The following is a 23751-nucleotide window of genomic DNA, read 5'->3' on the forward strand; positions in this document are numbered from 1 at the left end:
CGAGCTTGGCGAAGGGCCCCGGAGAGGAAGATGGGTTTGCAGACGAGTGGCCGGACACGGCGGGCGGAGCGGGCGCTCCAGCGGCAGCTCGACTATCAGCGGCGCAAGTCGGCGCAGGTGAAGGGGCACGAGCAGCAGCTCATCGCATCCATGATGGCGCACTCGAATGCCGTTCGCGGGAAGCTCGAAGCGGTCAAGCCGATCGCGCCCGACGCGCGGGTCCTCGAGGTGGGGTGCGGCGCGCACGGGCTCATCTTCTACTTCGGGACCGAGAACGGCGTCGGAGTGGATCCGCTGGCCGATCATTATGCGGAGCTGTTCCCCGCCTGGCAGTCGCGCGCGCGCACGATCGCCGCGCCGGGCGAGCATCTACCGTTCAAGGATGCGTCCTTCGACGTGGTGCTGTGCGACAATGTCGTCGATCATGCGGAGGGGCCGCGGCAGATCGTCGAGGAGCTGGCGAGGGTGCTTGCCCCGGGCGGCCTGCTTTATTTCGAGGTGAACGTCCACCATCCCTTCTACCATGTGGCTGCGACCACCCATGCCGCCTGGCGCGCGCTCGGCATCCCGTTCGAGATCACGCCCTTTGCCGATCACACGGTGCACTTCACGCTCGATGCCGCGCGCCGGCTATTCGACGGGCTCCCCTTCCGGATCGTCAGCGAGAGCGACAACATCGCGGAGGTGAAGGATCAGTATGACCGGAGCCGGACCAGGCATGCCGGCGACCGGCTGAAGCGTTTCTTCTTCAAGAACGCGCAATATCGGGTGATCGCGGTCCGCGAGGGCTGATCCCCGAGGCGAGGGGGTTGCGGCGGCCGCCGGCAGCCATCACTTTCCTGCCTAATTCGGCCGCTATTGGCGAGATGGATGCTGCGGGCTCCGTACGCCCGCCCGCTATGGGATTGACGATGAGTTTATTGAGGAAGCTATCGCGGGCGCTGGTGGCGGGGGGCAAGGACGGCGCCCGCGGCAAGGAGGGCTGCCGCGCCTATGCGATCGGCGACATCCATGGCCGGCTGGACCTCCTCAACCTGCTGCTGCAGCGGATCGAGGAGGACATCGCCGCCCGTCCGCGCGCCAGGACGTTCATCATCTTTCTCGGCGATTTCATCGATCGCGGCCCGGATTCGGCTGGAGTGATCGAGCGGCTGCGCACCTACAAGCCGAGCTTCGCCACCGTCGTCTTCCTCAGCGGCAACCATGAGGAAGTGCTTCTCAAGATCCTGGCGGGGGAGCGGGGGATCTTCCCGAGCTGGCTGAAGTTCGGGGGAGCGGAATGCGCGGAGAGCTACGGAATGGACGTGGCGGCGCTGCGCCGGCTCGACGAGCCTTCGGCGCTCCAGCTCGTCAAGGCCAAGGTGCCCCGTGCGCACCGCGAATTCCTCGAAAATTGCGCCGACACCTTCCGGTTCGGCGATTATCTGTTCGTCCACGCCGGCATCCGGCCGGGCATCGCGATCGAGGAGCAGGACCGTTCGGACCTGCGATGGATCCGCGACCCCTTCCTCAGCGATGCAAAGGATCATGGCTTCGTCGTCGTTCACGGCCACACGATTGTTGAACGTGTCGAGGAGCGCCCGAACCGCATCGCCATCGACACCGGCGCCTATCATAGCGGCATCCTCACCTGCCTTGTCGTGGAAGGAGCGGAGCGGCGCTATCTCACCAGCGAAGCGCCCGATAGGGCCGGGCAGCGCAGCGGCGAGCCCCTGAGGTCGGTCGGCTGAGCGGCTTTAGCCCTTTAAGCGTGTGATATTGCTGGAAAACCGCACTCGTTTTCAGCTACTGCTCGCATTCTTGTTCAGGACGGGGTAAGGGGCATTGCGCAATGGGGCGGCGCGGCCGGTCAAGAGGCCAGACCCCACGCATTATTCGGAGCTTATGATGACCAGTTTCCATCCCCAAGGTGCGCCCTCGGCGCGTGCGGGCTTTGATTTGGTACGTGCGGCGTTGTTCGTGCTCGCTCTCGTGGCGCTCGCGGCACTGGCCGGCTGCGCGAACACACGCGGCGGCTCCATCCCTTATGAAGTGCAGAATTTCGGTGTTCCGGATCGTCCGTCGGCCGCAGCGCTCGAGGAAGATTACCGCATCGCGCCGCTCGATACGCTGAAGATCGCGGTCTTCCAGGTTCCAGACCTTTCCGGCGAGTTCGAGGTCGACCTCACCGGCAACGTTGCGCTGCCGCTGCTCGGCACCGTCAAGGCGATCGACAAGACGCCAGGGACGCTGCAGGCGGAACTGGCCAGCAGGCTCGGCGAGAAGTATCTCCAGTCGCCGCAGGTGAGCGTCGGCGTGAAGTCCTCGACCACCCGCAACGTCACCCTTGACGGGGCGGTTAAGTATCCCGGCATGTATCCGATCGAGAGGCCGGTGAGCCTTGTCCAGGCGATCGCGCTTGCCAAAGGAACCAACGAAGAGGCGAACCCCCGCCGCGTTGCGGTGTTCAGGACGATCGGCGGCCAGCGCATGGCGGCGGCATTCGATCTTACCAGCATTCGCCGCGGCGAAGCCGAAGATCCGAAGATCTACAGCGGCGACATCATCATCGTCGATGGCTCAAGGATCAAGCAGACCCAGCGCGAGATCCTGTCCGCGCTCCCGATCATCGGCATGTTCAATCCTTACGGCCTGATTACGCGCTAACCGGCGTCAAGAACTAGAAAGCTCGTCCGACACATGACCAAGAACGACATCCAGCCGGTCGGGGGTACGCCTGTGTGGCCCGTGGCAGTTCCCGACAACTCGGGAGCGCTGCCGGCCGCATGGGGGCAGCAATCCTATGGCTCCGGTCTCGGCCTGGATCTCAACCTCGCGACCATCTGGCGCGTGGTCTCGGAATGGCGCTGGCTCATCCTCGGCATGGTGGTCACTGCGGTGGCGGGCGCGATCATCGTCACGCTCCTGACGACCCCTCTCTATCGGGCAACAGCGACCCTGGAGCTCAATCCGCCGCAGGTGGAGGTGATGGAGGATGAATCGGAATCGCGCTTCCGCGGCGCCGGCGACGAATATACCTTCCTATCCACCCAATACGGCCTCTTGAAGAGCAGGAATCTCGCTGAGCGCGTGGCGCAGGAGCTGAACCTTGCCTCCAACGGCGATGTGGTCGCTCAGCAAGGTGACCGTGCCGCCCGGCAGAAGGCCGCCGCAAACGTACTGGTCAGCAACTTCCTGGTTCAGCCGGTGCCCGAAAGCCGGCTTGTCCAGATCAGCTATTCCTCGCCGTCGCCCGTTCTTGCGGCTCGAGTGACGAACAGTTTTGCCGATAATTTCATCAACTCGAACCTGGAGCGGCGTTACGAATCGTCCTCCTATGCGCGCGACTTCCTCCAGCGGCAGATCGGCAAGGTTAAGGTCGAGTTGGAGCGCTCGGAGCGGCAGCTGGTCGCCTACGCACAGCGCCAGGGCATCATCAACACCGCTTCGGGCGGCCAGGAAAAGGGCGGCGGAAGCGATACCAATTCCCTTCAGGGCGCTTCGCTGGTCGCCTTGAATTCGGAGCTTGCGGCGGCGCAGACGCGCCGTATCGCCGCCGAGCAGAAGTTCCGCCAGGGCCGCGCCCTCGGCTCAGCCGAGGGCTCCACCGGCACTCTCCAGATGCGCCAGCAGCTAGCGGGCCTCCAGGCCGAGTATGAGGAGAAGCTCACCTCCTTCAAACCCGATTATCCGGACATGGTGAAGCTTCGGTCAAGGATCGAGGCCATTCAGCAGGGGATCCGCAGGGAGGCGGGCACCGTCGGCGGTGCTCGCATCGGGGCTCTTCAGGCGGAATATCAGGCCGCGCTTGCCGAGGAGAAGTCGATCCAGGGCAAGGTCAACCAGCTCAAGGGCGCGGTGCTGAATCTTCGTAACCGTTCCATCGAATACAACATCCTGCAGCGCGATGTGGATGCGAACCGCACGATGTATGAAGGGCTGCTGGAGCGCTACAAGAAGATCGGCATCGCCGGCGGCATCGGCACCAACCTGGTCTCCGTCGTCGACCGCGCCGACGTGCCTGGTGGCCCGTACAAGCCGAACCTGATCCTGAACCTGCTTGCGGGTCTGGGGCTCGGCCTCATTCTCGGCGTCGCCTCGGCGCTTGCGCTCGAGTTCATCAACGACACCGTCAAGAACCCGGACGACGTGCGCGACAAGCTCCGCCTTGCCTCGCTGGGCGTCATCCCGAAGAAGAAGGGCCAGGGTTCGCTTGCGGAGGAGCTGGAGGACCAGACGTCCGCCGTGTCCGAAGCTTATTATTCGCTCCGGACGTCGCTCCAATTCTCCACGGAGCACGGAGCGCCCAAGAGCCTGCTGGTCACCAGCACGCGCGCCGCGGAGGGCAAGTCGAGCACCACGCTGGCACTCGCTCAAAACTTCGCCCGGCTCGGCAATTCGGTGCTGCTGATCGACGGCGATCTTCGTAAGCCCGCCTTCGTGACGGCTGCGGAGGAAGGCACTGGCCTGTCGACGCTGCTCACCAACACCGACGCACTGCGCAAGCACGTGCTCAAGACCAACCACGACAATCTGTCGCTCGTGCCCTGCGGCCAGCTGCCGCCGAATCCGGCCGAGCTGCTTGCGTCATCGAGGCTGAGGGCGCTCATTGCAGAGGCGGTAAGCGAGTTCGACATGGTGATCGTGGACGGGCCGCCGGTGCTCGGCCTTGCGGACGCGCCTTTGCTCGGCGCCGCGTGCGAAGGCACGCTGATGGTGATCGAGAGCGGCAAGACCCGGACCAGGGCTGCCGTGGACGCGATCAACCGCCTGAAGGCGGCCGGCAGCCATGTGCTCGGCGCCGTTCTCACCAAGTACCGGCACCAGGGCGGCGGCTACGGCTACGGCTACAGCTACGAGCCCTACCGTTATGGCGGCGTCAGCAGCCGCGAGCGTGAAATCCAGCTCATCACCACTCGTGAAGACGCCTAAGAGGGGGAGTGCCTCCCGTGGGGGGGGCTGGTGGCTGCTGCTTGTCCTCGCCGCGGCGGGGGTGGCGCTGCTCGGCTGGCTGGTGGTGAAGACCTCGGCCGCCAGCGCGCTTGCCGCCGACAGCCCCTATGTCGCCGCCAGGATAGTGCCGGATGATCCGCGGGTCGCTTTCGGCATCGCAATGACCGAGTTCATGACCCGCGGCGGCCGGGTCACCGATCGCAGCAAGGAGCGCGCACGTCGCGCCTCCATCGAAGCGCCGCTTGCGGAGGAGCCGTTCCTCCTCGCGGCCGTTGACGCGCTTACGAAGAATGACCGCCCCCGAGCCGAGCGGCTGTTGATCGCGGCCCGGCTGCGTGATCCCCGGACGGACCTCACGCGGCTGCTGCTCCTCGACACTTATCTCAGGCGAAACAGGATCACCGAAGCCACCGGGGAAATCACCGCCTTGTCCGGAGTGGCGCCTGAGGCCGGAGGATTGCTGATCGGCGAGCTTGCCCGTCTGGCTCAAAGCCCGGAGACGAGGGGCCCGCTCGAGCAGGCGCTGAAGAAGAACCCGGCCTTCCGGGACCGCCTGCTCGCGCACCTCGCCGACAACAATGCGGATCCCGACCTGATCTTGCGCATCGCCCGCAACGTCCCGGCCGCGGGGGGCGCGTCCGGGCCGCAGCCGTGGCAGGGCCGGCTCGTTGTTTCGATGGCTGACCAGGGACAGATCCAGCGCGCCTATGAGCTGTGGCGGAACTTCTATGCTCCAAAGGCTCCCGCGAAGAAGGTCGGAGTCTATGACGGCGGCTTCCAGGGTTTGCCGGGCAGCGGCCCCTTCAGCTGGACGTTTCCCGCATCGCCCGCCGGGATTGCGGAGCGGACGCCGTCGCGAACCCTTCAAGTCGATTATTACGGGCGGGACAATGCCGAGCTCGCCAACCAGCTGCTGATGCTTCCTCCCGGCGCCCACCGGCTCTCGATCCGCGCGGAGGGGGATGCCGAAGGCGAGGGGAGCAAGCTCAGCTGGATAGTCGAATGCCAGCCGTCGAAGGCGCGGCTTGCCGATCTCGTGCTTCGGAAGCTGACCTACGCCCCGCGCGCGATGAGCGTGAATTTCACCGTTCCGTCCAGCGGGTGCTCGGCTCAATGGCTTCGGCTGATCGGCACGGCCGGCGAATTCCCCAAGGGACAGGCCGCGACGATCAGCGCCATTCAAGTTTCAGCGGCGGGATGATCCTGTGACCCACTATCTCAGGCTTTCGATCGTCCCCGCCTACCTCTTCCTGTGCCTGATCCTCGGCGGCGCGAGCGCTGCGGGATATTGGGCGAACATGGTGCTGCAGCTGCTTGCGCTTCCACTGATCGCCTGGGCGGTGATCGTGCGGCGGGGGACGCCGATGCCGCCCGCGGCGCGGCAGCTTGTGGTGGGGCTCTTCCTGCTTCTCCTCTTGATCGTGGCGCAGCTGATCCCGCTGCCGCCCAGCGTCTGGACCAGTCTTCCCGGCCGTGAACCGGTCGTCGAAGGGTACCGCCTGCTCGGACTGCCGCTTCCCTGGCGCCCCATCTCGCTTGCGCCCTACGCCACGCTGGCTTCCGGGCTCTGGCTGCTGCCTGCGGTGGCGGCGCTGCTCGGTATCATCCGCGTGGGCGCGTTCCGGACGGCCTGGATGGCATGGGTGGTGGCGCTCGTCGCCACCGTATCGGTCATGATCGGAGCGCTTCAGATCGTAGGAGGCAATGACTCCCCCTGGTATTTCTACAGCAATACCAATCGGGGATCGACCACGGGCTTCTTCGCCAACGCGAACCACATGGCTACGCTGCTCGTCGCGGCCATCCCGTTCCTCGCGAGCCTCTATCTGGGGGGGCGAGGCCGCGGCAAGTCCTCGCGCCGCTCATCCGGCATGTTCGTGATCCTGGCGGGCGCGCTGGCGGTGATCCTGGTCGGCGTGATCATCAACGGGTCGCTCGCGGGCATCGGGCTTGCAATCCCGACCGCCTTTGCCAGCTTCCTCATGATCTGGTCGCGGAAGCGGAAGCTGCCGCGATGGGCCTGGGCGGGCGTCGCACTGATGCTGGCCGGTGCGGCGGTTCTCATCTACAACGTGCCTTTCTCAAGCAACAATCTGACGGGCGAGGGGCGTGGCGCATCGGATTCGCGCTTTTATTCCTTCTCCTTGAGCAGCGAGGCGGCGGCCGATCAGTTCCCCGTCGGCTCCGGCCTCGGAACGTTCGCCCGCATCTTCCAGATGTACGAGGACCCCACCAATGTGGACCTCTATTATATGAACCACGTACACGGCGACTATCTGGAGGTGGCGCTTGAGACGGGGGCTCCGGGCGTGCTTCTGATCCTCCTCTTCCTGCTGTGGTGGGCGCGGCGTGCAGTGGACATCTGGCGCGGCGACGAGCCGGATTATTATGCGCGGGCAGCGACGATCGCTTCGGCGGCCATCCTCGTCCACAGCGTCGTCGACTATCCGCTTCGAACCGTGGCGATCGGCGCCCTCTTCGCGGTCTGCTGCGCATTGATGGCGGAGCCGCGCGCGCGGGAGCGCTCGAGGCGGAAGCAGAACGAGGATGACGGCCCACGCCACCTCTCGGCCTGAGCGCTTATTCTATGAAGCGCTATCCAGAGCGTCCCGTACCGCATCCAGATAGCGGGTGATGACGATCTGCTCGTCGAAGCGCGTCTCCGCCTTGCGCCGCGAGGCTGCGCCCATGGAGCGAAGCTGCTCCTCGCTGAGTTCGATCATCCGCAGCATTGCATCGGCAAGCGACTGAATGCTCTTTGGCTCGCAGAGGAACCCGTTCACACCCTCATCCAGCACGTCGCGGCAGCCCGGCACGTCCGTCGTGATCAGCGGCTTTCCCATCGCCGCCGCCTCAAGCAGCGATCGGGGAGTGCCCTCTGGATAGAAGGTGGGCAGCACCATCGCATCGGCCTCGCCGAGCGCTGGACGAACATCGTCGAGAGCTCCGAGATAGGTGATCGCACCCGCCGCCTCCCAGCGCCGCATCTCCTCCTCGCTGACCGAGTCCCGGTGGCCCGGCTCCAGAATGCCGGCAATGCGGAACTGCGCGTGCGGATGGCGGGCGCGGACGAGGGCGGCTGCCGCGGCAAATTCGGCGATTCCCTTGCTTTTCAGCAGCCGGGACACGAGCAGGAACACGAAGGGATCTTCCGCCTTTCGCGTCTTCTCCACAGGCCGGAAGCGCGCAAGATCCACTCCGGAGCCGGGCAGGAGCTGCGTCTGCCGCTCGCGGACCAGCCCAGCCTCCAGGAAGAGGCTGCAATCGTCCGGGTTCTGGAAGAAGACGGTTCGGGAGCGCCGAAGGGCCGCGCGGTAAAGCATCCGAACGAAGCGCTGGAACAGCCCGTGCTTCAGGAATGAGATTCCGAGCCCGGCGATGTTGTTGATCACAGGGATCTTCAACGAATGCGCGGCAAGCGATCCGTAGACGTTCGGTTTGATCGTATAGCCGAGGAAGGCCGACGGCCGCTCCTTTCGCAATATCCGGCGGTAATCGAGCAGGAGCTTGGCATCTTCGAGCGGAGACGTGCCTCTGGCGCTCATCCGGACGGGCACGAAGCGGCAGCCGAGCTCGGTCAGCCGTGCCGAATGCGGATCCTCCGGCGCGATCGCGACGACATCGAACCCGGCGGCGACCAGCGCCCGCACGAGGCCGCTCCTGAAATTGTAGATGTTCCAGGAGGAGTTGATTGCGATGGCGATCGTCTTGCTTTTCATGTGCAATCTTTGCAGGGAGATGTTGAAGGCGGTCGCGCGCGGGGGCTGCGGCACGCTGGACGGGCGCTGTGCCACGTCATATTCTGATCATCAAACCTTGTCGTCGCTCCCGGGGGAGCGGGCAGAGCAGTTCGGCGGCGAGCCGCCTGGAGGATTCGTGTTTCCGTACTGGCTCCTTTTCTCCATGTGCGCTGCCGGAGCGATGACGACGCGCAAGGCGGACAACCGGTCCATTCCGCCGCTGTTGCTGGCCGTGGCCTTGTTCACAACGATATTCATCGGCTTCCGCTATCAGGTGGGCGGCGACTGGATCAATTATCTCCGCATTTTCAACCTTCTTGAATATGCGAACCTGGGGCGCGTCGTCACCTTCGCTGATCCCGCATATGCAATGCTGAACAAGATCGCTCACATGCTCGGGGTGGAGGTCTGGTTCGTAAACCTCGTCTGTGCGGCAATCTTCACCTGGGGCCTCACCGTTTTCTGCGCCCGCCAGCCCAATCCATGGCTCGGGTTCGTCGTTGCGGTACCTTACCTCGTGATCGTGGTGGGGATGGGCTATACGCGCCAGGCAGCCGCGATTGGGTTCATCCTCATTGGCCTGGCTCAGCTCGAGCGGCATTCAATCTTCCGATTTGCGGTCTACGCCATCATCGCCGCAGCCTTTCACAAGAGCGCGATCGCAGCGATCCCGCTGGTGGCGCTCGGCTCCGCGCGCGGCAAGGTGATGCACGCGGCGCTGATGGCCGTCCTCGGCATCATGATCTTCTACGTTTTCGTGGAGCGCGGCATGGCTGGCTTCACCGCCTCTTATGTGAACCAGCAATATGATGCTCAGGGTGCGGCCGTCCGGGTGCTGATGAACATCATCCCCGCGACCATCTTCCTTCTTTTCATGAAGCGTTTCGATATCACCCCCGCCCAGCGGGTGCTGTGGCGAAACTTTTCCATCGGCGCCTACTTCACCCTCGCCCTGCTCTTCCTCGTCGCCTCCAGCACCATCGCCGACCGCCTGGCGCTGTATCTGATCCCGCTGCAGGTGTTCGTCTTCTCCCGCTTGCCTTATGCATTTCCCCGCAATGGCAAGCCGGATCCGCTGCTGGTGGTCGCCGTCGTAGCCTATTCGGCCCTCGTCCAGTTCGTTTGGTTGACGCAGGCCCAGCACGCCGACGCGTGGCTGCCATATCGATTCTACCCGCTCCTGAGCTGAGAGCGCGTGTCGGCGGTCTGGATTTGACTTTCGACCGGCTTCATAGCAGTGCCGCTGGCGTTCGCCGGTCCGGCGAAATATTGCTATCCTGCGGAAACGATTTCGAACTTGCCATGGCGAACGTGCTTTACCTGACGCAGGACGGGATCACCGACCACATCGGCCAGGCGCAGATCGCGCCCTACATCCTCGGCCTTGCCCGGATGGGCCACAAGATCCACGTGATCAGCGCCGAGAAGCCGGGGCGCCGCGTCCTTGACGCAAAATACCAGCGGCTGTTCGATGAAGCGGGCGTGAAGTGGACCACCGTACCCTACGCCAACAAGCCACCCCTCGTCTCCTCTGCCGTGATGCTCTGGCGCATGTACCAGAAGGCGGCCGCGGTGATGGCCGCCGAAGGCCAAGACGTCATCCACTGCCGCGCCTATCTTCCACTCGAACTCGCCGTTCGGCTGAAGAAGAGGTTCGGAGCGAAGCTTCTGGTCGATTTCCGCGATTTCTGGGCTGACGTCGGCATCGAGAAGAAGCCCTTCAAGTTCGTCTACCGCCACCTCAAGAAGCGGGAACCGGACTATATCAACTCCGGCGATCATATCGTGACGCTGACGGAGCGGGCGGCCCAGATTTTGAGGCGCTGGTATCCTCAGGCCGTTGGCGGCGCTCCTGAAAACTATACCGTCATTCCCTGCTGCGCCGATTTCCAGCATTTCGACCGGAGACATGTGGACGAAAGCAGCGTCGAGCGGCACCGCCGCGAGCTGGGCCTGGGCGAGGGGAAGGTCCTGCTCTACCTGGGCAGCATCGCGCACGATTATCTGCTTCCCGAGATGATGCAGCTGTTCAAGGCTTTGCTCGCGCTTCGGCCCGACTCCAAGTTCCTGTTCGTCTCCAATTACGGGCTGGACCTCGTCGAGCGCGAAGCAGCCGCCGCGGGAGTGCCGATGGACTCCATCCGATTCACCACCGTCGATCGGGCGCAGGTGCCGGAATATCTGGCGCTCGCGGATCTGTCGGTAGTCTTCATCCGCGCGACTGAGTCCAAGGCGGGGTGCTCGCCCACAAAGCTTGCAGAGCTGTTCGCGATGAACGTGCCCGTCATCGCCAATGCCGGCGTCGGCGACATGGATTCGATCGTGGATTATGAGCGAAACGGATCCGTGATCGTCGATGCTTTCGATCAGGCGACGCTTACCAACGCGCTTGAGCGCGTTCTCTCCCTCGATCCGGCCCGCCGCGACGATATCAGGCCGAACAGCGTCCAATTCACGCTTGAGGAAGGAGTGCGGCGCTACGCCTCCATCTACGAAAAGCTCGACACCCCAGCTTATTCGAAGGCTGCCTGAGCAAGGGCATGAGGATCCTCGCCGCTATCGTGACCTATAACAGGTCGAAGCTGCTCGAGCGCTGCGTCGACCATGTGCTCGCGCAGACCAGGAAGCCGGACGGTCTCATCGTCATCAACAATAGCAGCACCGACGACACGGAGGCCATGCTTCGGCGGAAGGGCGTCGATTTCATCACCCAGCCTAATCTCGGTGGGGCCGGCGGCTTCAATCGTGCGATCGCCTATACGGTCGAGCAAGGCTATGATGCCGTATGGCTGATGGATGATGACGGTTTCCCGGGCAGTGACGCACTTGGGCATCTTGCGGACGCTCTGGGCCAGGGTGTTGCCTGCGTGTCCTCGGTCGTGCTGCGCGAGAACGATCCGGGCAATCTCGTCTTCCCGCTGCCGGTGCTCGACGGGGAGGGGTTTCCGGCGATCTTTGCATGGCCACGCAAAATCGGTTCGTTGGCGGCGCTTCGGCGCCGTTCGTCCGGAGGGCTCTATCCGTTCGCGCACTTGTTCAACGGCGTTCTCGTCTCGGTCGAGGCGATCCGCGCGATCGGCAATGTCGAGACCGGCTACTTCATCGCCGGAGACGAGCTCGATTACATGATGCGGCTTCGCCAATGGGGTGAAGTCCTCTCTCATGTCGAGGCGCACCATTTCCATCCTGATGTAGCGGGCCGGCCGTTCAGCGACATCAAGACCTATTTCTTCATAAAGAATACGATCATCGTCAATCGCCTCTACTATAATCGAGCATCGCTCCGTAACGTTCTGGCGGTTGGGGCCGGCCTCGGCCGCGTCGCACTGCGAAACGGCTTCGCCGAAGTGGCCTCCTATTTGTTCGGCCGCCGGAATGCAGCCCTTCGACGGGCGATCAGCCGTGGGCTCCAGGGCCGGATCGGAAACGACTTCAACGCCTGAAGGCAGATAAACACCCATGTACGACTGGCTTATCGTCGGCGCCGGCTATGCCGGCTCCACCCTCGCGGAGCGCCTCGCCAGCCAGCGGGGCGAGCGCGTGCTGCTGATCGACCGTCGCGACCATATCGGGGGCAATGCCTACGATCATCCGGACGAGGCGGGGATCCTGATCCACAAATACGGCCCGCACATCTTCCACACGAACAGCGAGCGCATCTTCCAGCATCTCTCCCAGTTCACGGAGTGGCGGCCGTACGAGCACCGGGTGCTTGCGAAGGTGGACGGGAAGCTGGTGCCGATCCCGATCAACCTCGACACGGTGAACACGCTCTACGGACTCGACCTCACCTCCGAGGAGCTGGTCGAGTGGTTCGCCCAGCGGGCGGAGCCGGTCGAGGAAGTGAGGACCAGCGAGGACGTGGTGATCTCCGCCGTCGGCCGGGAGCTCTACGAGAAGTTCTTCCGCGGCTATACCCGCAAGCAATGGGGGCTCGATCCGAGCGAGCTCGACAAGTCGGTGACGGCGCGCGTGCCCACCCGCACCAACCGCGACGACCGCTATTTCGGCGACACGTTCCAGGCGATGCCGAAGGACGGATATACGCGGATGTTCGAACGGATGCTCGATCACCCCAATATCGAGATAAGGACCGGCACCGAATATGCGGACGTGAAGGACGCGGTTCCGCACCGGCGCCTGATCTTCACCGGGCCGATCGACGACTATTTCGGCTTCCGCTTCGGCAAGCTTCCCTATCGCTCGCTGAAATTCCGGCACGAGACGCTGGACCAGGAGTGGCTGCAGCCGGTGGCGGTGGTCAATTACCCGCAGACCGAGGATTACACCCGGGTGACGGAATATAAGCACCTCACCGGGCAGGAGCATCCGAAGACGGCCGTCACCTACGAATATCCGTCCGCGGAGGGCGACCCCTATTATCCGATCCCGCGCCCGGAAAATGCCGAGCTGTTCAAGAAGTACGAGGCGCTGGCGGACGCGCAGGACGAGGTCTGGTTCGTCGGCCGCCTCGCGACCTATCGTTATTACAATATGGACCAGATCGTCGGACAGGCGCTGGCGACGTTCGACCGGATCCAGGAGCGCCTGCCGCTGGCCGCGTGAAGGCTTCCGAAGCGCTGCTACCCAGGCCAAATGAGCACATCATGCCGATCGCCATCATCAACCCTTCCTCAGGCCTCGAGCTCAAGCCTTCCGGCGACGGATGGCTGCGCGACGAGAAGGGCGGCGGCTATCCGGTCGTGAACGGCATTCCGCGCGTCTGCGAGCCCATCAATTATACGGAGAATTTCGGCAAGCAGTGGAACGCCTTCCGGGCGACGCAGATGGACCGGCCCGAGCACGGATTAAAGCTCAGCGAGCGGCGCTTCTTCCAGGCGACGGGTTGGACCCCTGAGGAGATGGCGGGACAGGATGTGCTGGAGGTCGGCTCCGGGGCTGGCCGTTTCAGCAGGGTGGTGCTCCAGCGGACGAAAGCGAACCTCTGGTCCATCGACTATTCGACCGCCGTTGAAGCCAACCTGGCAAACAATGGCGAGATCAGCGGCGACCGCTTTCATCTATTTCAGGCAAGCGTCTACGAAATGCCCTTCCCGGCTAGTTCGTTCGACAAGGTCTTCTGCATGGGCGTGCTCCAACACACGCCTGATTTTGAAGCCTCCGTCCGGGCCTTGATCCGGAAGGCGAAACCCGGCGGCGAGATCGTCGTCGATTTCTATCCGATCAAGGGCTGGTGGACGAAGATCCACGCCAAATATCTGCTTCGCCCGATCACCCGGCGCATGCCGCACGACCGGCTGCTCCGTCTCATCGAAAAGAATGCCGACAGGCTGATCGCGGCCAGCCTTTTCCTCGACAAGGTGGGGCTGCATGTCCTGACCCGCTTCCTGCCGGTCTGTGACATCCGAGGCACATTGCCGCGGGGTCTGAGCGAGAAGGAGCTGCGCGAATGGGTCGTGCTCGATACCTTCGATCAATATTCGCCGGAATATGATAATCCGCAGCGGGTGAAGGCGGTCGCCAGGATGTTCGAGCGCGCCGGCGCCACCGTCACCTATGCGGACATCATGACGCTGGACGACGGCTTCACGTCAGCAGTGGTGCGCGGCACCAAGAACCCGCAGTGACTTCTCCGAAACGCCTTGCCTTCTTCCTGCCGGATATGCGCGGCGGCGGCGCAGAACGAGTGGCGCTGCGGCTGATCGAGGACTTTCTGAAGGCGGGACAGGAAGTCGATCTGGTGCTGCTGGAGGAGAAGGGCGAGCTGCTGAGCCTGCTTCCGGCCGAAGTGCAAGTCTTCGATCTCAAGGCCCCCCGCGTTCGAAACGGCCTTCTGCCGCTGATCCGCTATTTCCGGCGGCGTCGGCCCCATGCGATGCAGATATCGATGTGGCCGCTGACGGTGCTAGGCATCGTCGCACACCGACTGGCGCGGTCGCAGGCGCGCCTCGTCACCAGCGACCATGCGGCGCTCTCCAAGCACGTGCCGCCCTCTCGGCCGCGCGCCTATCGCTTGCTGGCCTGGTCCACGCGCCTCTTCTATCCCCTCGCGGACGCCCGTATCCTCGTCGCTAACGACGCCGCCGATGACCTGGCGCGCCTCTCCGGGTTGGACCGCGCCAGCCTGGAGGTGGTGTACAACCCGGTCGGCAGGCCTCCTGCGGCACTGCCGCCGACTCCCCACATCGAAGCGCTTTGGGGCGAGGCTGAAAGGCGCATCCTGACAGTGGGTGCGCTTAAGGCGCAGAAGAACCATGCGCTCCTGGTCCGAAGCTTTGCCCGCGTCTTCAAGGGCGCGCCGGCGAAGCTCATGATCCTGGGGCAAGGGGAGCTGCGCAACCCGCTTGAGAGCTTGGTGGCTGAGCTGGGCGTGGCCGATCAGGTGTTGCTTCCGGGGTTCGCGACCGACCCCTGGCCCTATTATGCATCGGCGCACCTGTTTGCGCTTTCCTCCGACTATGAGGGCTATCCGCTGGTGCTGATCGAGGCGCTGCGCTCGGGGCTTCCGATCGTGAGCACCGATTGCGAAAGCGGCCCGCGCGAAATCCTCGCCGGCGGCCGTTACGGCACGCTCGTGCCCGTAGGGGATGAAGCGGCCTTGGCGACGGCCTTGGAGCACGCATTCGGACGCGAGCTCGACCGCGAGGCGCTCCGAGCACGCGCCGAAGCCATATCCGGACAAACCACCTCCGACCGCTATCTGGAGCTGATGTTGGGGCCGCCCTCTCCCTAGTTCAGTGGCGAACCAGGGCGAACCACGTCAGCTCTTGCGGCCTATAGCGACCCAGTAAGGCACCTCATCGCTGAACTGAATATTCGACAGGCCGCAGCGTTCCATCATCGCCCGAATGTCAGCTCGGGAGAAACGGTGTTCGAGACGCGTGCCGAACCGGTCGAGTGCGTCGGTCCTCATCGAGTAGAAGCTCCACTCCCGATATGGGCTCAACGGAATGGAATTTACGTTTTTCCCGGCTCGCTCCAGCAGCAGAGCGGCACGGGCGAGCGGGTAATAAACAGTCGCGGCTATGCCTGACGTCACGAGCTTCTTGAGGCCGAACGGGGCACGACTTAGCGCCTGGCGGGCGATGTCGCTCGCCTTCCACGCCGCCTTGAACCAACCGGGCCGATTTTCGAAATTATAGTAAAGGTAGACGAGGAAAGGCGCGCCCGGCTTCAGCTTCTGCACGCACTTCGCCATAGCCGCTTCCGGGTCCGGAATGTGGTGCAGCACGCCGAGCGAGTAGCCGAAATCCTGGCTTTCGTCGGGTAGCGGGATATTGTGTGCGTCGGCTTCGTGGAAGTCGACATTCGGATGATCCTTCAGCGCCCTGCGCGCTACGTTGAGAGCGTCGCCCGCTGGATCCACGCAATGAAGTTTTCCCACGCGCGGAGCGACGAGGGCGGACCAGCGGCCGGACCCGCATCCGAGGTCGAAGCCCTCCCCTTGCGAGAGTTCCTGGAAGGGGAACAGGCCGAAATACTGCCAGAAGCGCGTCTCCAGCTCCTCTGATGGCAAGGTCGTCTGATTGAAGGACTGCCACTCACGACCGAAATCCCGCACGGTCGATTCGTCTATATTCGCCACTCTATGCTCCACTCGGCCTCGGGAGCCGCTAGCATCAGCGCCTCGGCTCAGCAATGACTGGGCTTACCCTCCGGCCTCCCCCTGTTTCTCTATCTAGAGATGGCCAGTTCTCCCATCACCCGCTAAAGCGGCCTCATGTGCGGAATAGCAGGCATTCTCTCCGCCGGGTCGATGGATCCGGCGGTCGTCCAGCGGATGACGGACCCGATCGCCCATCGCGGCCCCGACGATCAGGGCGCCTGGATCGATGCCGAGGCGGGCGTCGGGCTCGGCCACCGGCGCTTGTCGATCGTCGACCTCTCGCCGCTCGGGCACCAGCCGATGGTCTCCAACAACGGCCGCTACGTGATCGTCTACAATGGCGAGATCTACAATCATGCCGAGCTCCGCGCCGAGCTTGACGGCGAAGGCTACGGCCCCTCCAGCAACGGCATCCCCTGGCGCGGGCATAGCGACACCGAGACGCTGATCGAGGGCATCGCCACCTGGGGCCTCGAAGCGACGCTGGAGAAATGCGTCGGGATGTTCGCCTTCGCCCTCTGGGATCGGCGCGAGCGCGAGCTGAAGCTGGTCCGCGACCGGTTCGGGGAGAAACCGCTTTACTACGGATGGGTCGCCGGCCGCTTCGTGTTCGGATCGGAGCTGAAGACGATCCAGGGGCTCGACGGCTTCGACAACCAGGTCGACCGGCGGGCGCTGAAGCTGTTCGCGTCCCGCTCCTATATTCCGGCGCCGCTCTCAATCTACGAGCATATCTACAAGCTGCTGCCGGGAAGCATCCTGACCATCACGCCCGAAGGCGTTCGTCGGCGTCCGTCCGGGCCGCCTGAGGAAGGCACATCGGGCGGCGGCATCTCGCTCCGCCGCTACTGGTCGTATCGCGACGTGGTGGGCGCCGGGCTCGGCGATCCGATCGCCGACGAGGAGGAAGCGCTCTACCAGCTCGAACAGGCCCTCGCGACCGCGATCCAGGGGCAGTCGGTGGCGGACGTGCCGGTCGGCGCCTTCCTGTCCGGCGGCATCGATTCCTCGACCGTCGTCGACCTCTACCACAAATATTCGACCGCGAAGGTCCGCACCTTCTCGATCGGCTTCGAGGAAGCGGCCTTCAACGAGGCGGAATATGCAAAAAAGGTCGCCGAGCATTTCGGGGCCGAGCATAACGAGCGCTACGTGACGGTGCGCGAGACGCAGGACGTGATCCCGCTGCTCCCGTCCATGTACGACGAGCCGTTCGCCGATTCCTCGCAGATCCCGACCCACCTCGTCAGCAAGTTCGCGCGCGAGCAGGTGACGGTGGCGCTCTCCGGAGACGGCGGCGACGAATTGTTCGGCGGCTACAACCGCTATTTCGGCACCGCCCGGCTCTGGAAGCATATGAAGAAGCTGCCCAAGCCCCTGCGCAGCGGCATCGGCCGAAGCATGGGCGCTCTACCGGCCGGTGCCTGGAACACGCTTTCGGCCGCGCTTCCGTCGCGGCGCCGGCCGCCGCACTTCGGCACAAAGGTGCAAAAGGCGTTCCGCACCATGGGCCGCGCCTCGACGGTCGATACCGTCTTCAGCACCTTCCTAGACGAATGGTCCGCCTCGCCCTCGCCGGTGATCGGCGATGCGGGCATTCCCCCCGCCTGCGGGTTCGACATGGACGCGGGCGGCGACGCGCCGGACGCGGTGCGGATGATGTATTGCGACGCCGTCTCCTATCTGCCGGACGACATCCTGTGCAAAGTCGATCGTGCGGCGATGTCGGTGAGCCTCGAAACGCGCGTGCCGTTCCTCGACCACCGGGTGGCGGCGGTGGCGGCGCGGATCCCGATCCAGATGAAGATCCGCGGCGGCAGCGGGAAGCACATCCTCCGCCAATTGCTCTACCGGGAGGCGCCGCGGCAGCTGTTCGAACGGCCGAAGGCGGGCTTTGGGATCCCGGTGGGCGAGTGGATCCGCGGGCCGCTGCGCGGCTGGGCGGAGGAGCTGCTCGATCAGCGGCGGCTGAAGGAGGAGGGCTTCTTCGATCCCGCGATCGTCCACCGCCGCTGGCAGCAGCACCTCAGCGGCCAGAGCGATTCGACCCACGCCATCTGGTCGATCCTCATGTTCCAGGCCTGGCGCCGGGAGCAGCGGGCCGGCTGACTACTTCGCCGTCCGCACCGCGCGGGGCACCTTGCGGCGATACGCGTCCCAGCAGCTCGAACGGTCGGCAAGCACGAAATGCTGCCGGACATAATCCCCGTAAAGCTGCTCCAAAAGGCGAAAAGTACCGAATTTCCAAGGCATCTTCGGCACCAGCAGCACGTCGACGTCGCCGTAAAGGTCCTCCGCTTTGGGGTGCACGGTCTCGCTGATGGTGATGTCGGCATCCACGAAGGACACGCCGGTCCTGGGCGGCGGGCGGTGCAGGATCGCGTTAAAGGGTTCGGCTGTGTCGAAGCCCATGACCGTACCGCCGAGCGCCGGATTGGCCGCGAGCAAGCGGACTGCATCCTCGACGACCGGGACGACCATGTCGTGCCCGGTCTCGACCGGCGGCCGGTCCGGGTTGATCAGCAGGCCCGGCTCGATGGGGCCGCAATCCCGTTTCGCCGCCCGGAGGCCCTGAGCCTTCGCCAGCGTCTGTGTCGAAGTGGCGGGCTCCATGACGATCATGCCGTCGACGATCGTCCCCGCATATTGGGGCGTGGACATGTGCGTCGCCTTCCATGCGTGGAACAGGAGATTGCCGAGCGCGGAGGCGGCCATTGGGATGAACAGCGCGCCCGCAAGGAGCGCTCCGGCCGTGCCCATGTGCGGGAAAGCTGCGGCCGCTCCACCCCGCCGGGGAGCGAGCAGGGCGGCAAGTGCGCCAGGAACGTAGGTGAGGATCCCCGGCCCCTGGGAATTATGACGGTCGAGCACGATCCCGGCAGCGCCCATGCAGAAGCAGATGAACAGATAGTCCCATCGTGCGCCCCGCAGCCAGGCGATCAGCAGCACCGCGGCGAACAGGTAGCTGCCATGGATGTTGTTGATGATGCTCGCTGCGAGCCCGACCGAGCCGTCGCGAACCGCTCCGGTGGCGCGTGCAGCGGAGCGTATATCGCTCAGATAGTTCGCCGTTCCCCCCCAGAAGAGTTCGACCAGCAGCAGCGTAGCCGCCGTCAGGAGAAGGGCGCCGATCGCGGATCGCCGCGAATGCGGGAACCAGATCAACCCGACCAGGAATGCCGCGGCGACCGCCGCAAACGTTATCTTGAGATAGAAGAGCAGAGCGACGCAGGCGGCCATCACGACCGCGTCGATCCCGCTGTTGCCGAAGCCGCCCCGGCGCGGGAGCAGGAACAGGAACAGGAGGCTCAAGGTTGCCCAGCCGAAGCGATTGTAGAACATCGCATGCGTCGGCTTCGGCGCAACGTCTCCGATGAAGAAGGGCGCGATCGCCAGGATCAGGATGTAGATCCCGAACAGCAAGGCGATGCCGAGCGGCAGGCGCGTCTGGCTGGAATAGATGGTCAGCGGCAACAGGGCGATTACGAACAGACCTGTCGCGACGGGAACCATGCCGCCGATGGACCCGCTCAGCCCGAGGCCCGCTGCGAGCAGAACATAGGTAAGCGGTCCGAGCGGCGTGCCGAAGTCGCGGTTCGGCACCTGGCCCTGCAGCAGGCGGTAGCCGCTGTCGAGGAAGAGCCATAGATCCGAGGCGATCTGCGCCTGAACGGATTTGCCCGGCACGATCAGGAGAAGCAGGAAGATGGAAGCGGCCGCCGCCAGCGTGGCGGCGACGATTAGATGCCGCTTGGTGAGCGATAGCGGCTGCCAGGATCTCGCCAGCTTCGCGAGGGGTGCACCCCCGCCCCGCTCGTCGCTAGAAACCTTCAAAAAATGCCCTCCCGCATGTGACCGATGGTCTGTCCGCTCGATCAGGCGTCCTCAACAGCAAAGCGGCTTCGAAGTCCAGCGGAGGACGCGCGCTTGGATGTGCGGCGGCGAACGTGTATGTGCCGTCGCCATTATCGGGGTTCGTCAGCCGTTTCAGCAGCTTGCCGATTGCGTCTGCCGAGCTTGTGCTCCGCAGGAGCGCCGATTAGGCACGGACCAGCCCAAACGCCCCCGCCAGGATGAAGAGAGTGTCGTCAGTTCCTCCGATATTGTCTGTCATCGTCCCCTGCTTCAACGAAGAAGAGGTGATTGAGCACACCAACGAGCGGCTGGCGCGGGCGCTCGGGGAGATCACGCCCGATTTCGAGATCATCTACGTCGACGACGGGAGCAAGGACCGGACGGCCGAGCTGCTCCACAGTATCCAGGCGGGGAGCCCGAAGGTGCGGGTGATCCGCCTCTCGCGCAATTTCGGGCACCAGATCGCGGTCACCGCAGGCGTCGAATATGCGCGGGGCGAGGCGGTGGTGCTGATCGATGCCGATCTCCAGGACCCGCCCGAGGTGATCGCCGACATGGTGGTGAAATGGCGCGAGGGCTATCACGTCGTCTACGGCCAGCGCGTCGACCGGCCGGGAGAGACCAAGTTCAAGCTCTGGACGGCAAAGATGTTCTATCGGTTCATCAATCGCCTGTCCGAGGTGCCGATCCCGCTCGATACCGGCGATTTCCGGCTGATGGACCGGTCGGTGGTGGACGCGCTCGGGCGAATGCGGGAGAAGCACCGGCTGCTTCGGGCGATGACGAGCTGGGTCGGGTTCCGGCAGGTGGCCGTGCCCTACAGCCGGGCCGAGCGCTTCGCCGGCACCTCCAAATATCCGCTTCGCAAGATGCTGGTGCTTGCGATCGACGGCATCGTCTCCTTCTCGGCGGTGCCGCTGAAGATCGTCACGACGGTTGGCCTCGCTTTTTCGGCGCTGTCGGTGATCGGCATCCTCTATGCCATCATCCAGCGGCTCTTCACCGACATCTGGGTGCCCGGCTGGACGCTGATCTTCATCACCGTGCTGCTGATCGGCGGCCTCCAGTTCATCTTCCTCGGCGTGATGGGCGAATACATCGGCCGCATCTACAGCGAGGCGAAGAACCGGCCGCTCTTCCTGGTGATGGAGGAACTGGGCTTCGAACAGGGGCAGGCGCCGCGAATCCAGCCGGGTGCCGCCCTTCCGCTCGACGATCTCGCCGCTCCGGTGAGGCAAGGCGCCTGAAGTGAGCGCGGGCAGCCCTGAAGCCGCGGCTCCGCGAGGGAGCCGCCTTGGCCGCGGCGTCAAGCTTGGGCTCGGGCTGCTGCTCAGCCTCTTGTTCCTCTACGCCACCTTTGCGACGGTTCCGTTCGGGAAGGTGCTGGATGCTTTGGCCGACGCCAGGCCGCAGTGGATCGCGGCGTCGCTGGGCTGCATCGCCCTTGCCTACCTGCTCAAAATCTATCGCTGGACGATCATGCTCCGCAGCCTCGGCGCCCGGGTCGGCCTGTCGGACACGGCCGCACCGTTCCTCGGCGGGGTCGCCTTCAACAACGTGCTTCCGCTGCGGGCGGGCGATGTCATCCGCGTGGTGGCGTTCCAGCGCTTCACCGGCGTTCCGGCCGCCGGCCAGCTCGGCAGCCTGCTGCTCGAGCGGCTGCTGGACCTGTTCGTGCTGATGGCGTTCCTCTTCGCGACGGTCTCCTTCTGGCAAATCAGCGCGCTCGACGAGGCACTGCTCTCCGGCGCGAGGCTGGCCGCTCTGGCGGTTGCCGCTGCGATCGTCATGTTCGTCGCTGCGCCCCAGCTGATCCGGCTGGTGGTGCGCTGGGCCGAGGACCGGCTCCCGAAGCTGAGGCCCGCGGGCGAGGCGCTCCTGCGGCTGTCGGATGCGGTGGCAACGCTCTCCCGTCCGCTGTTCCTGGCGCGGGTCGTGGCCCTCAGCGTACTTGCCTGGCTTGCCGAAGGCGGTGCCTATCTGATGGTGGGGCTGGCGCTCGGCGTCGCGCCGACCGTTCCCGCCGCCCTGCTCGCGGTCAGCATCGGTACCCTATCGACGATCATTCCGAGCTCTCCGGGCTATGTCGGCACCTTCCACTTCTTCACGGCCAAGGCGGTCTCCGCCTTCGGCGCGGGAGCGGTTGGCGCCGCGGCCTACGCGATCCTGATCCATGCCCTCCTGTGGCTCTCCACCACCGCCTGCGGTTTCCTGTTGCTCGCACTGTCGGGCTTCGGGACCAGGGGCGCAGCCGCTGCCGCGCGCGCGGCAGAGTAGAAAGACGACCTTGAAATGAACGCACCCACTCGAATCGCCGAAACGGCGCCCGTCGTGATCGTCGGCGGCGGCTTCACCGGCCTTTCCGCGGCTTACGAGCTTGCCCGAGCCGGCAACAAGGTCGTGGTGCTCGAAAAGGAGGCGATGGTCGGCGGCCTCGCGAGCGGCTTCATGGTCGGTCCCTATACGCTCGAGCGCTTCTACCATCACTGGTTCACCAACGATGTGCACGTGATGGACCTGATCAAGGACATCGGCAAATATGACGAGGTCGTGTTCCGCCCGACGCGGACCGGCATGTATTATGCCAACACCATCTTCCGGCTGTCGACGCCGCTCGACCTCCTGAAGTTCAAGGCCCTGAGCTTCGTCAACCGCGTCCGCCTCGGCCTGCTCGCGCTCAAGGCGCGGCGGATCAAGGACTGGAAGGCGATCGAGCACATGACGGCGCGGGAGTGGCTGATCAAGCTTGCCGGTCCCGAGGTGTTCCGGGTCGTCTGGGAGCCTTTGCTGGTCGGCAAGTTCGGGCCGTACGCAGACAAGGTGGGCGCGGTCTGGTTCTGGAAGAAGCTTGCGCTCCGCGGCGGCAGCCGCGCCTCCGACGGGCGGGAGGTGCTCGCTTACTACAAGGGCGGCTTCTCGGAGCTCGCAGAGGCGCTGAAGCGCAAGCTCGAGGAGATGGGTGTGGACGTCCGCGTCAATGCGGGCGTCAGCGGCCTCGAAGTGAAGGACGGCCGCGCGACGGCCGTGTTCAGCAACGGCGAGCGCATCGAGGCTTCCTCCGTGCTTCTGACCCAAGCGCTGCCGCTGATCGCTGACGTCATGGAGCCGCACACCAGCCCCGATTATGTCGCAAGCCTCCGCCGCATCGATTACCTCGCCAACATCTGCCTGGTGCTGGAGATGGATCGAAGCCTTTCCGAGACCTATTGGCTCAACGTCAACGATCCCAGCTTCCCGTTCGTGGGCGTGATCGAGCACACGAATTTCGAGCCGCCGGAATCCTATGGCGGGCGGCACATCGTGTTCCTCTCGAAATATCTTCCGGAGAGCGATGCGCTCTACCGGATGGAGGACGAGGAGGTGCTCGACTTCGCGGTGCCGCACCTCCAGCGCATGTTCCCCGATTTCAAACGAGAGTGGGTGACCGCCCACCACGTCTGGCGCGCCCGCTTCTCGCAGCAGATCGCGGAGCCGGGTTATTCGAAGCTGATTCCTGCCGAGCAGTCGCCGATCGAGAATGTGCTGATCACGTCCATGGCGCAGATCTACCCCGAGGACCGCGGCACGAACTACGCGATCCGCGAAGGCCGGCGCGTGGCGGCCGATATCGGCAAGCGCTTTCCGGCTCCGTCCGCGGCGCCGGCGGGGCTTTAGGAC

General features: G+C 64.5%; 19 protein-coding genes. 16 read left to right on the forward strand and 3 right to left on the reverse strand.

All coding sequences use genetic code 11. The features are described 5' to 3' along the window. The first annotated feature begins 30 nt into the window (after positions 1-30). From VF662_RS00090 to VF662_RS00115, 6 genes are all read left to right on the forward strand, one after another. Positions 31-792, forward strand: a complete 762-nt coding sequence (locus tag VF662_RS00090; RefSeq protein WP_464136230.1) for a class I SAM-dependent methyltransferase — start codon at positions 31-33, stop codon at positions 790-792. Between the two features lie 119 nt (positions 793-911). Further along, positions 912-1730 carry a metallophosphoesterase family protein gene (locus tag VF662_RS00095; protein ID WP_464136233.1) on the forward strand — a complete coding sequence of 273 codons (819 nt, stop codon included), beginning with the start codon at positions 912-914 and terminating at the stop codon, positions 1728-1730. A gap of 157 nt (positions 1731-1887) precedes the next feature. Beyond that, the gene (locus VF662_RS00100) at positions 1888-2646 is read left to right on the forward strand and encodes a polysaccharide biosynthesis/export family protein (protein ID WP_464136235.1); all 759 of its coding nucleotides are present in this window, start codon (positions 1888-1890) and stop codon (positions 2644-2646) included. A 33-nt stretch (positions 2647-2679) separates the two neighbouring features. Then, the gene (locus VF662_RS00105) at positions 2680-4911 is read left to right on the forward strand and encodes a GumC family protein (protein ID WP_464136237.1); all 2232 of its coding nucleotides are present in this window, start codon (positions 2680-2682) and stop codon (positions 4909-4911) included. Continuing rightward, complete coding sequence (locus VF662_RS00110; protein WP_464136239.1) at positions 4874-6133, forward strand: hypothetical protein; 1260 nt, start codon at positions 4874-4876, stop codon at positions 6131-6133. The genes VF662_RS00105 and VF662_RS00110 overlap by 38 nt, the downstream gene beginning before the upstream one ends. 4 nt (positions 6134-6137) lie before the next feature. Continuing rightward, positions 6138-7508: an O-antigen ligase family protein gene (locus tag VF662_RS00115; protein ID WP_464136241.1), complete on the forward strand. Its 1371-nt coding sequence runs from the start codon at positions 6138-6140 to the stop codon at positions 7506-7508. Between the two features lie 9 nt (positions 7509-7517). Here the strand turns inward: VF662_RS00115 and VF662_RS00120 are convergent, their stop codons facing one another. Then, positions 7518-8651: a glycosyltransferase family 4 protein gene (locus VF662_RS00120; RefSeq protein WP_464136243.1), complete on the reverse strand. Its 1134-nt coding sequence runs from the start codon at positions 8649-8651 to the stop codon at positions 7518-7520. On the opposite strand from VF662_RS00120, the gene VF662_RS00125 reads away from it, so the two are divergent. The 6 genes from VF662_RS00125 to VF662_RS00150 all read left to right on the forward strand — a co-directional run bounded on the left by VF662_RS00125 (position 8629) and on the right by VF662_RS00150 (position 15366). After that, a complete protein-coding gene (locus VF662_RS00125; RefSeq protein WP_464136246.1) occupies positions 8629-9861 on the forward strand; it encodes an EpsG family protein in 1233 nt (410 codons plus the stop codon). The genes VF662_RS00120 and VF662_RS00125 overlap by 23 nt on opposite strands. Before the next feature lie 113 nt (positions 9862-9974). Further along, positions 9975-11204 carry a glycosyltransferase gene (locus VF662_RS00130; protein WP_464136248.1) on the forward strand — a complete coding sequence of 410 codons (1230 nt, stop codon included), beginning with the start codon at positions 9975-9977 and terminating at the stop codon, positions 11202-11204. Between the two features lie 8 nt (positions 11205-11212). Beyond that, positions 11213-12115, forward strand: coding sequence for a glycosyltransferase (locus tag VF662_RS00135; RefSeq protein WP_464136250.1), 903 nt, complete (start codon positions 11213-11215; stop codon positions 12113-12115). Between the two features lie 16 nt (positions 12116-12131). Continuing rightward, positions 12132-13238: a UDP-galactopyranose mutase gene (gene glf / locus VF662_RS00140; protein WP_464136252.1), complete on the forward strand. Its 1107-nt coding sequence runs from the start codon at positions 12132-12134 to the stop codon at positions 13236-13238. A 41-nt stretch (positions 13239-13279) separates the two neighbouring features. Continuing rightward, entirely contained in the window at positions 13280-14260 is a 981-nt protein-coding gene (locus VF662_RS00145; protein WP_464136253.1) for a class I SAM-dependent methyltransferase, read from the forward strand. Positions 14261-14295: 35 nt separating this feature from the next. Beyond that, positions 14296-15366 (forward strand): glycosyltransferase, encoded by a 1071-nt coding sequence (locus tag VF662_RS00150; protein ID WP_464136255.1) that lies wholly within the window; start codon positions 14296-14298, stop codon positions 15364-15366. 27 nt (positions 15367-15393) lie between these two features. Here the strand turns inward: VF662_RS00150 and VF662_RS00155 are convergent, their stop codons facing one another. Continuing rightward, on the reverse strand, positions 15394-16218 hold the full coding sequence (locus VF662_RS00155) for a class I SAM-dependent methyltransferase (protein ID WP_464136256.1): 825 nt from the start codon (positions 16216-16218) through the stop codon (positions 15394-15396). Between the two features lie 135 nt (positions 16219-16353). Between VF662_RS00155 and asnB the strand changes: the two genes are divergently transcribed. Then, entirely contained in the window at positions 16354-18348 is a 1995-nt protein-coding gene (asnB, locus tag VF662_RS00160) for an asparagine synthase (glutamine-hydrolyzing) (RefSeq protein WP_464136258.1), read from the forward strand. On the opposite strand, the gene VF662_RS00165 is transcribed toward asnB, so the two are convergent. After that, positions 18349-20073, reverse strand: a complete 1725-nt coding sequence (locus VF662_RS00165; RefSeq protein WP_464136260.1) for a hypothetical protein — start codon at positions 20071-20073, stop codon at positions 18349-18351. It lies immediately after the preceding gene. A gap of 248 nt (positions 20074-20321) precedes the next feature. On the opposite strand from VF662_RS00165, the gene VF662_RS00170 reads away from it, so the two are divergent. Genes VF662_RS00170 through VF662_RS00180 form a run of 3 tightly spaced genes read left to right on the forward strand, consistent with a single transcriptional unit; the run spans position 20322 to position 23748 of the window. Then, entirely contained in the window at positions 20322-21341 is a 1020-nt protein-coding gene (locus VF662_RS00170; RefSeq protein ID WP_464136262.1) for a glycosyltransferase family 2 protein, read from the forward strand. A gap of 1 nt (position 21342) precedes the next feature. Continuing rightward, positions 21343-22371, forward strand: coding sequence for a lysylphosphatidylglycerol synthase transmembrane domain-containing protein (locus VF662_RS00175; RefSeq protein ID WP_464136265.1), 1029 nt, complete (start codon positions 21343-21345; stop codon positions 22369-22371). Between the two features lie 15 nt (positions 22372-22386). Next, on the forward strand, positions 22387-23748 hold the full coding sequence (locus VF662_RS00180; protein ID WP_464136267.1) for an NAD(P)/FAD-dependent oxidoreductase: 1362 nt from the start codon (positions 22387-22389) through the stop codon (positions 23746-23748). Positions 23749-23751 lie beyond the last annotated feature (3 nt).

This window comes from Allosphingosinicella sp. (assembly GCF_036387215.1).
In the GTDB taxonomy this organism is placed as follows: domain Bacteria; phylum Pseudomonadota; class Alphaproteobacteria; order Sphingomonadales; family Sphingomonadaceae; genus Allosphingosinicella.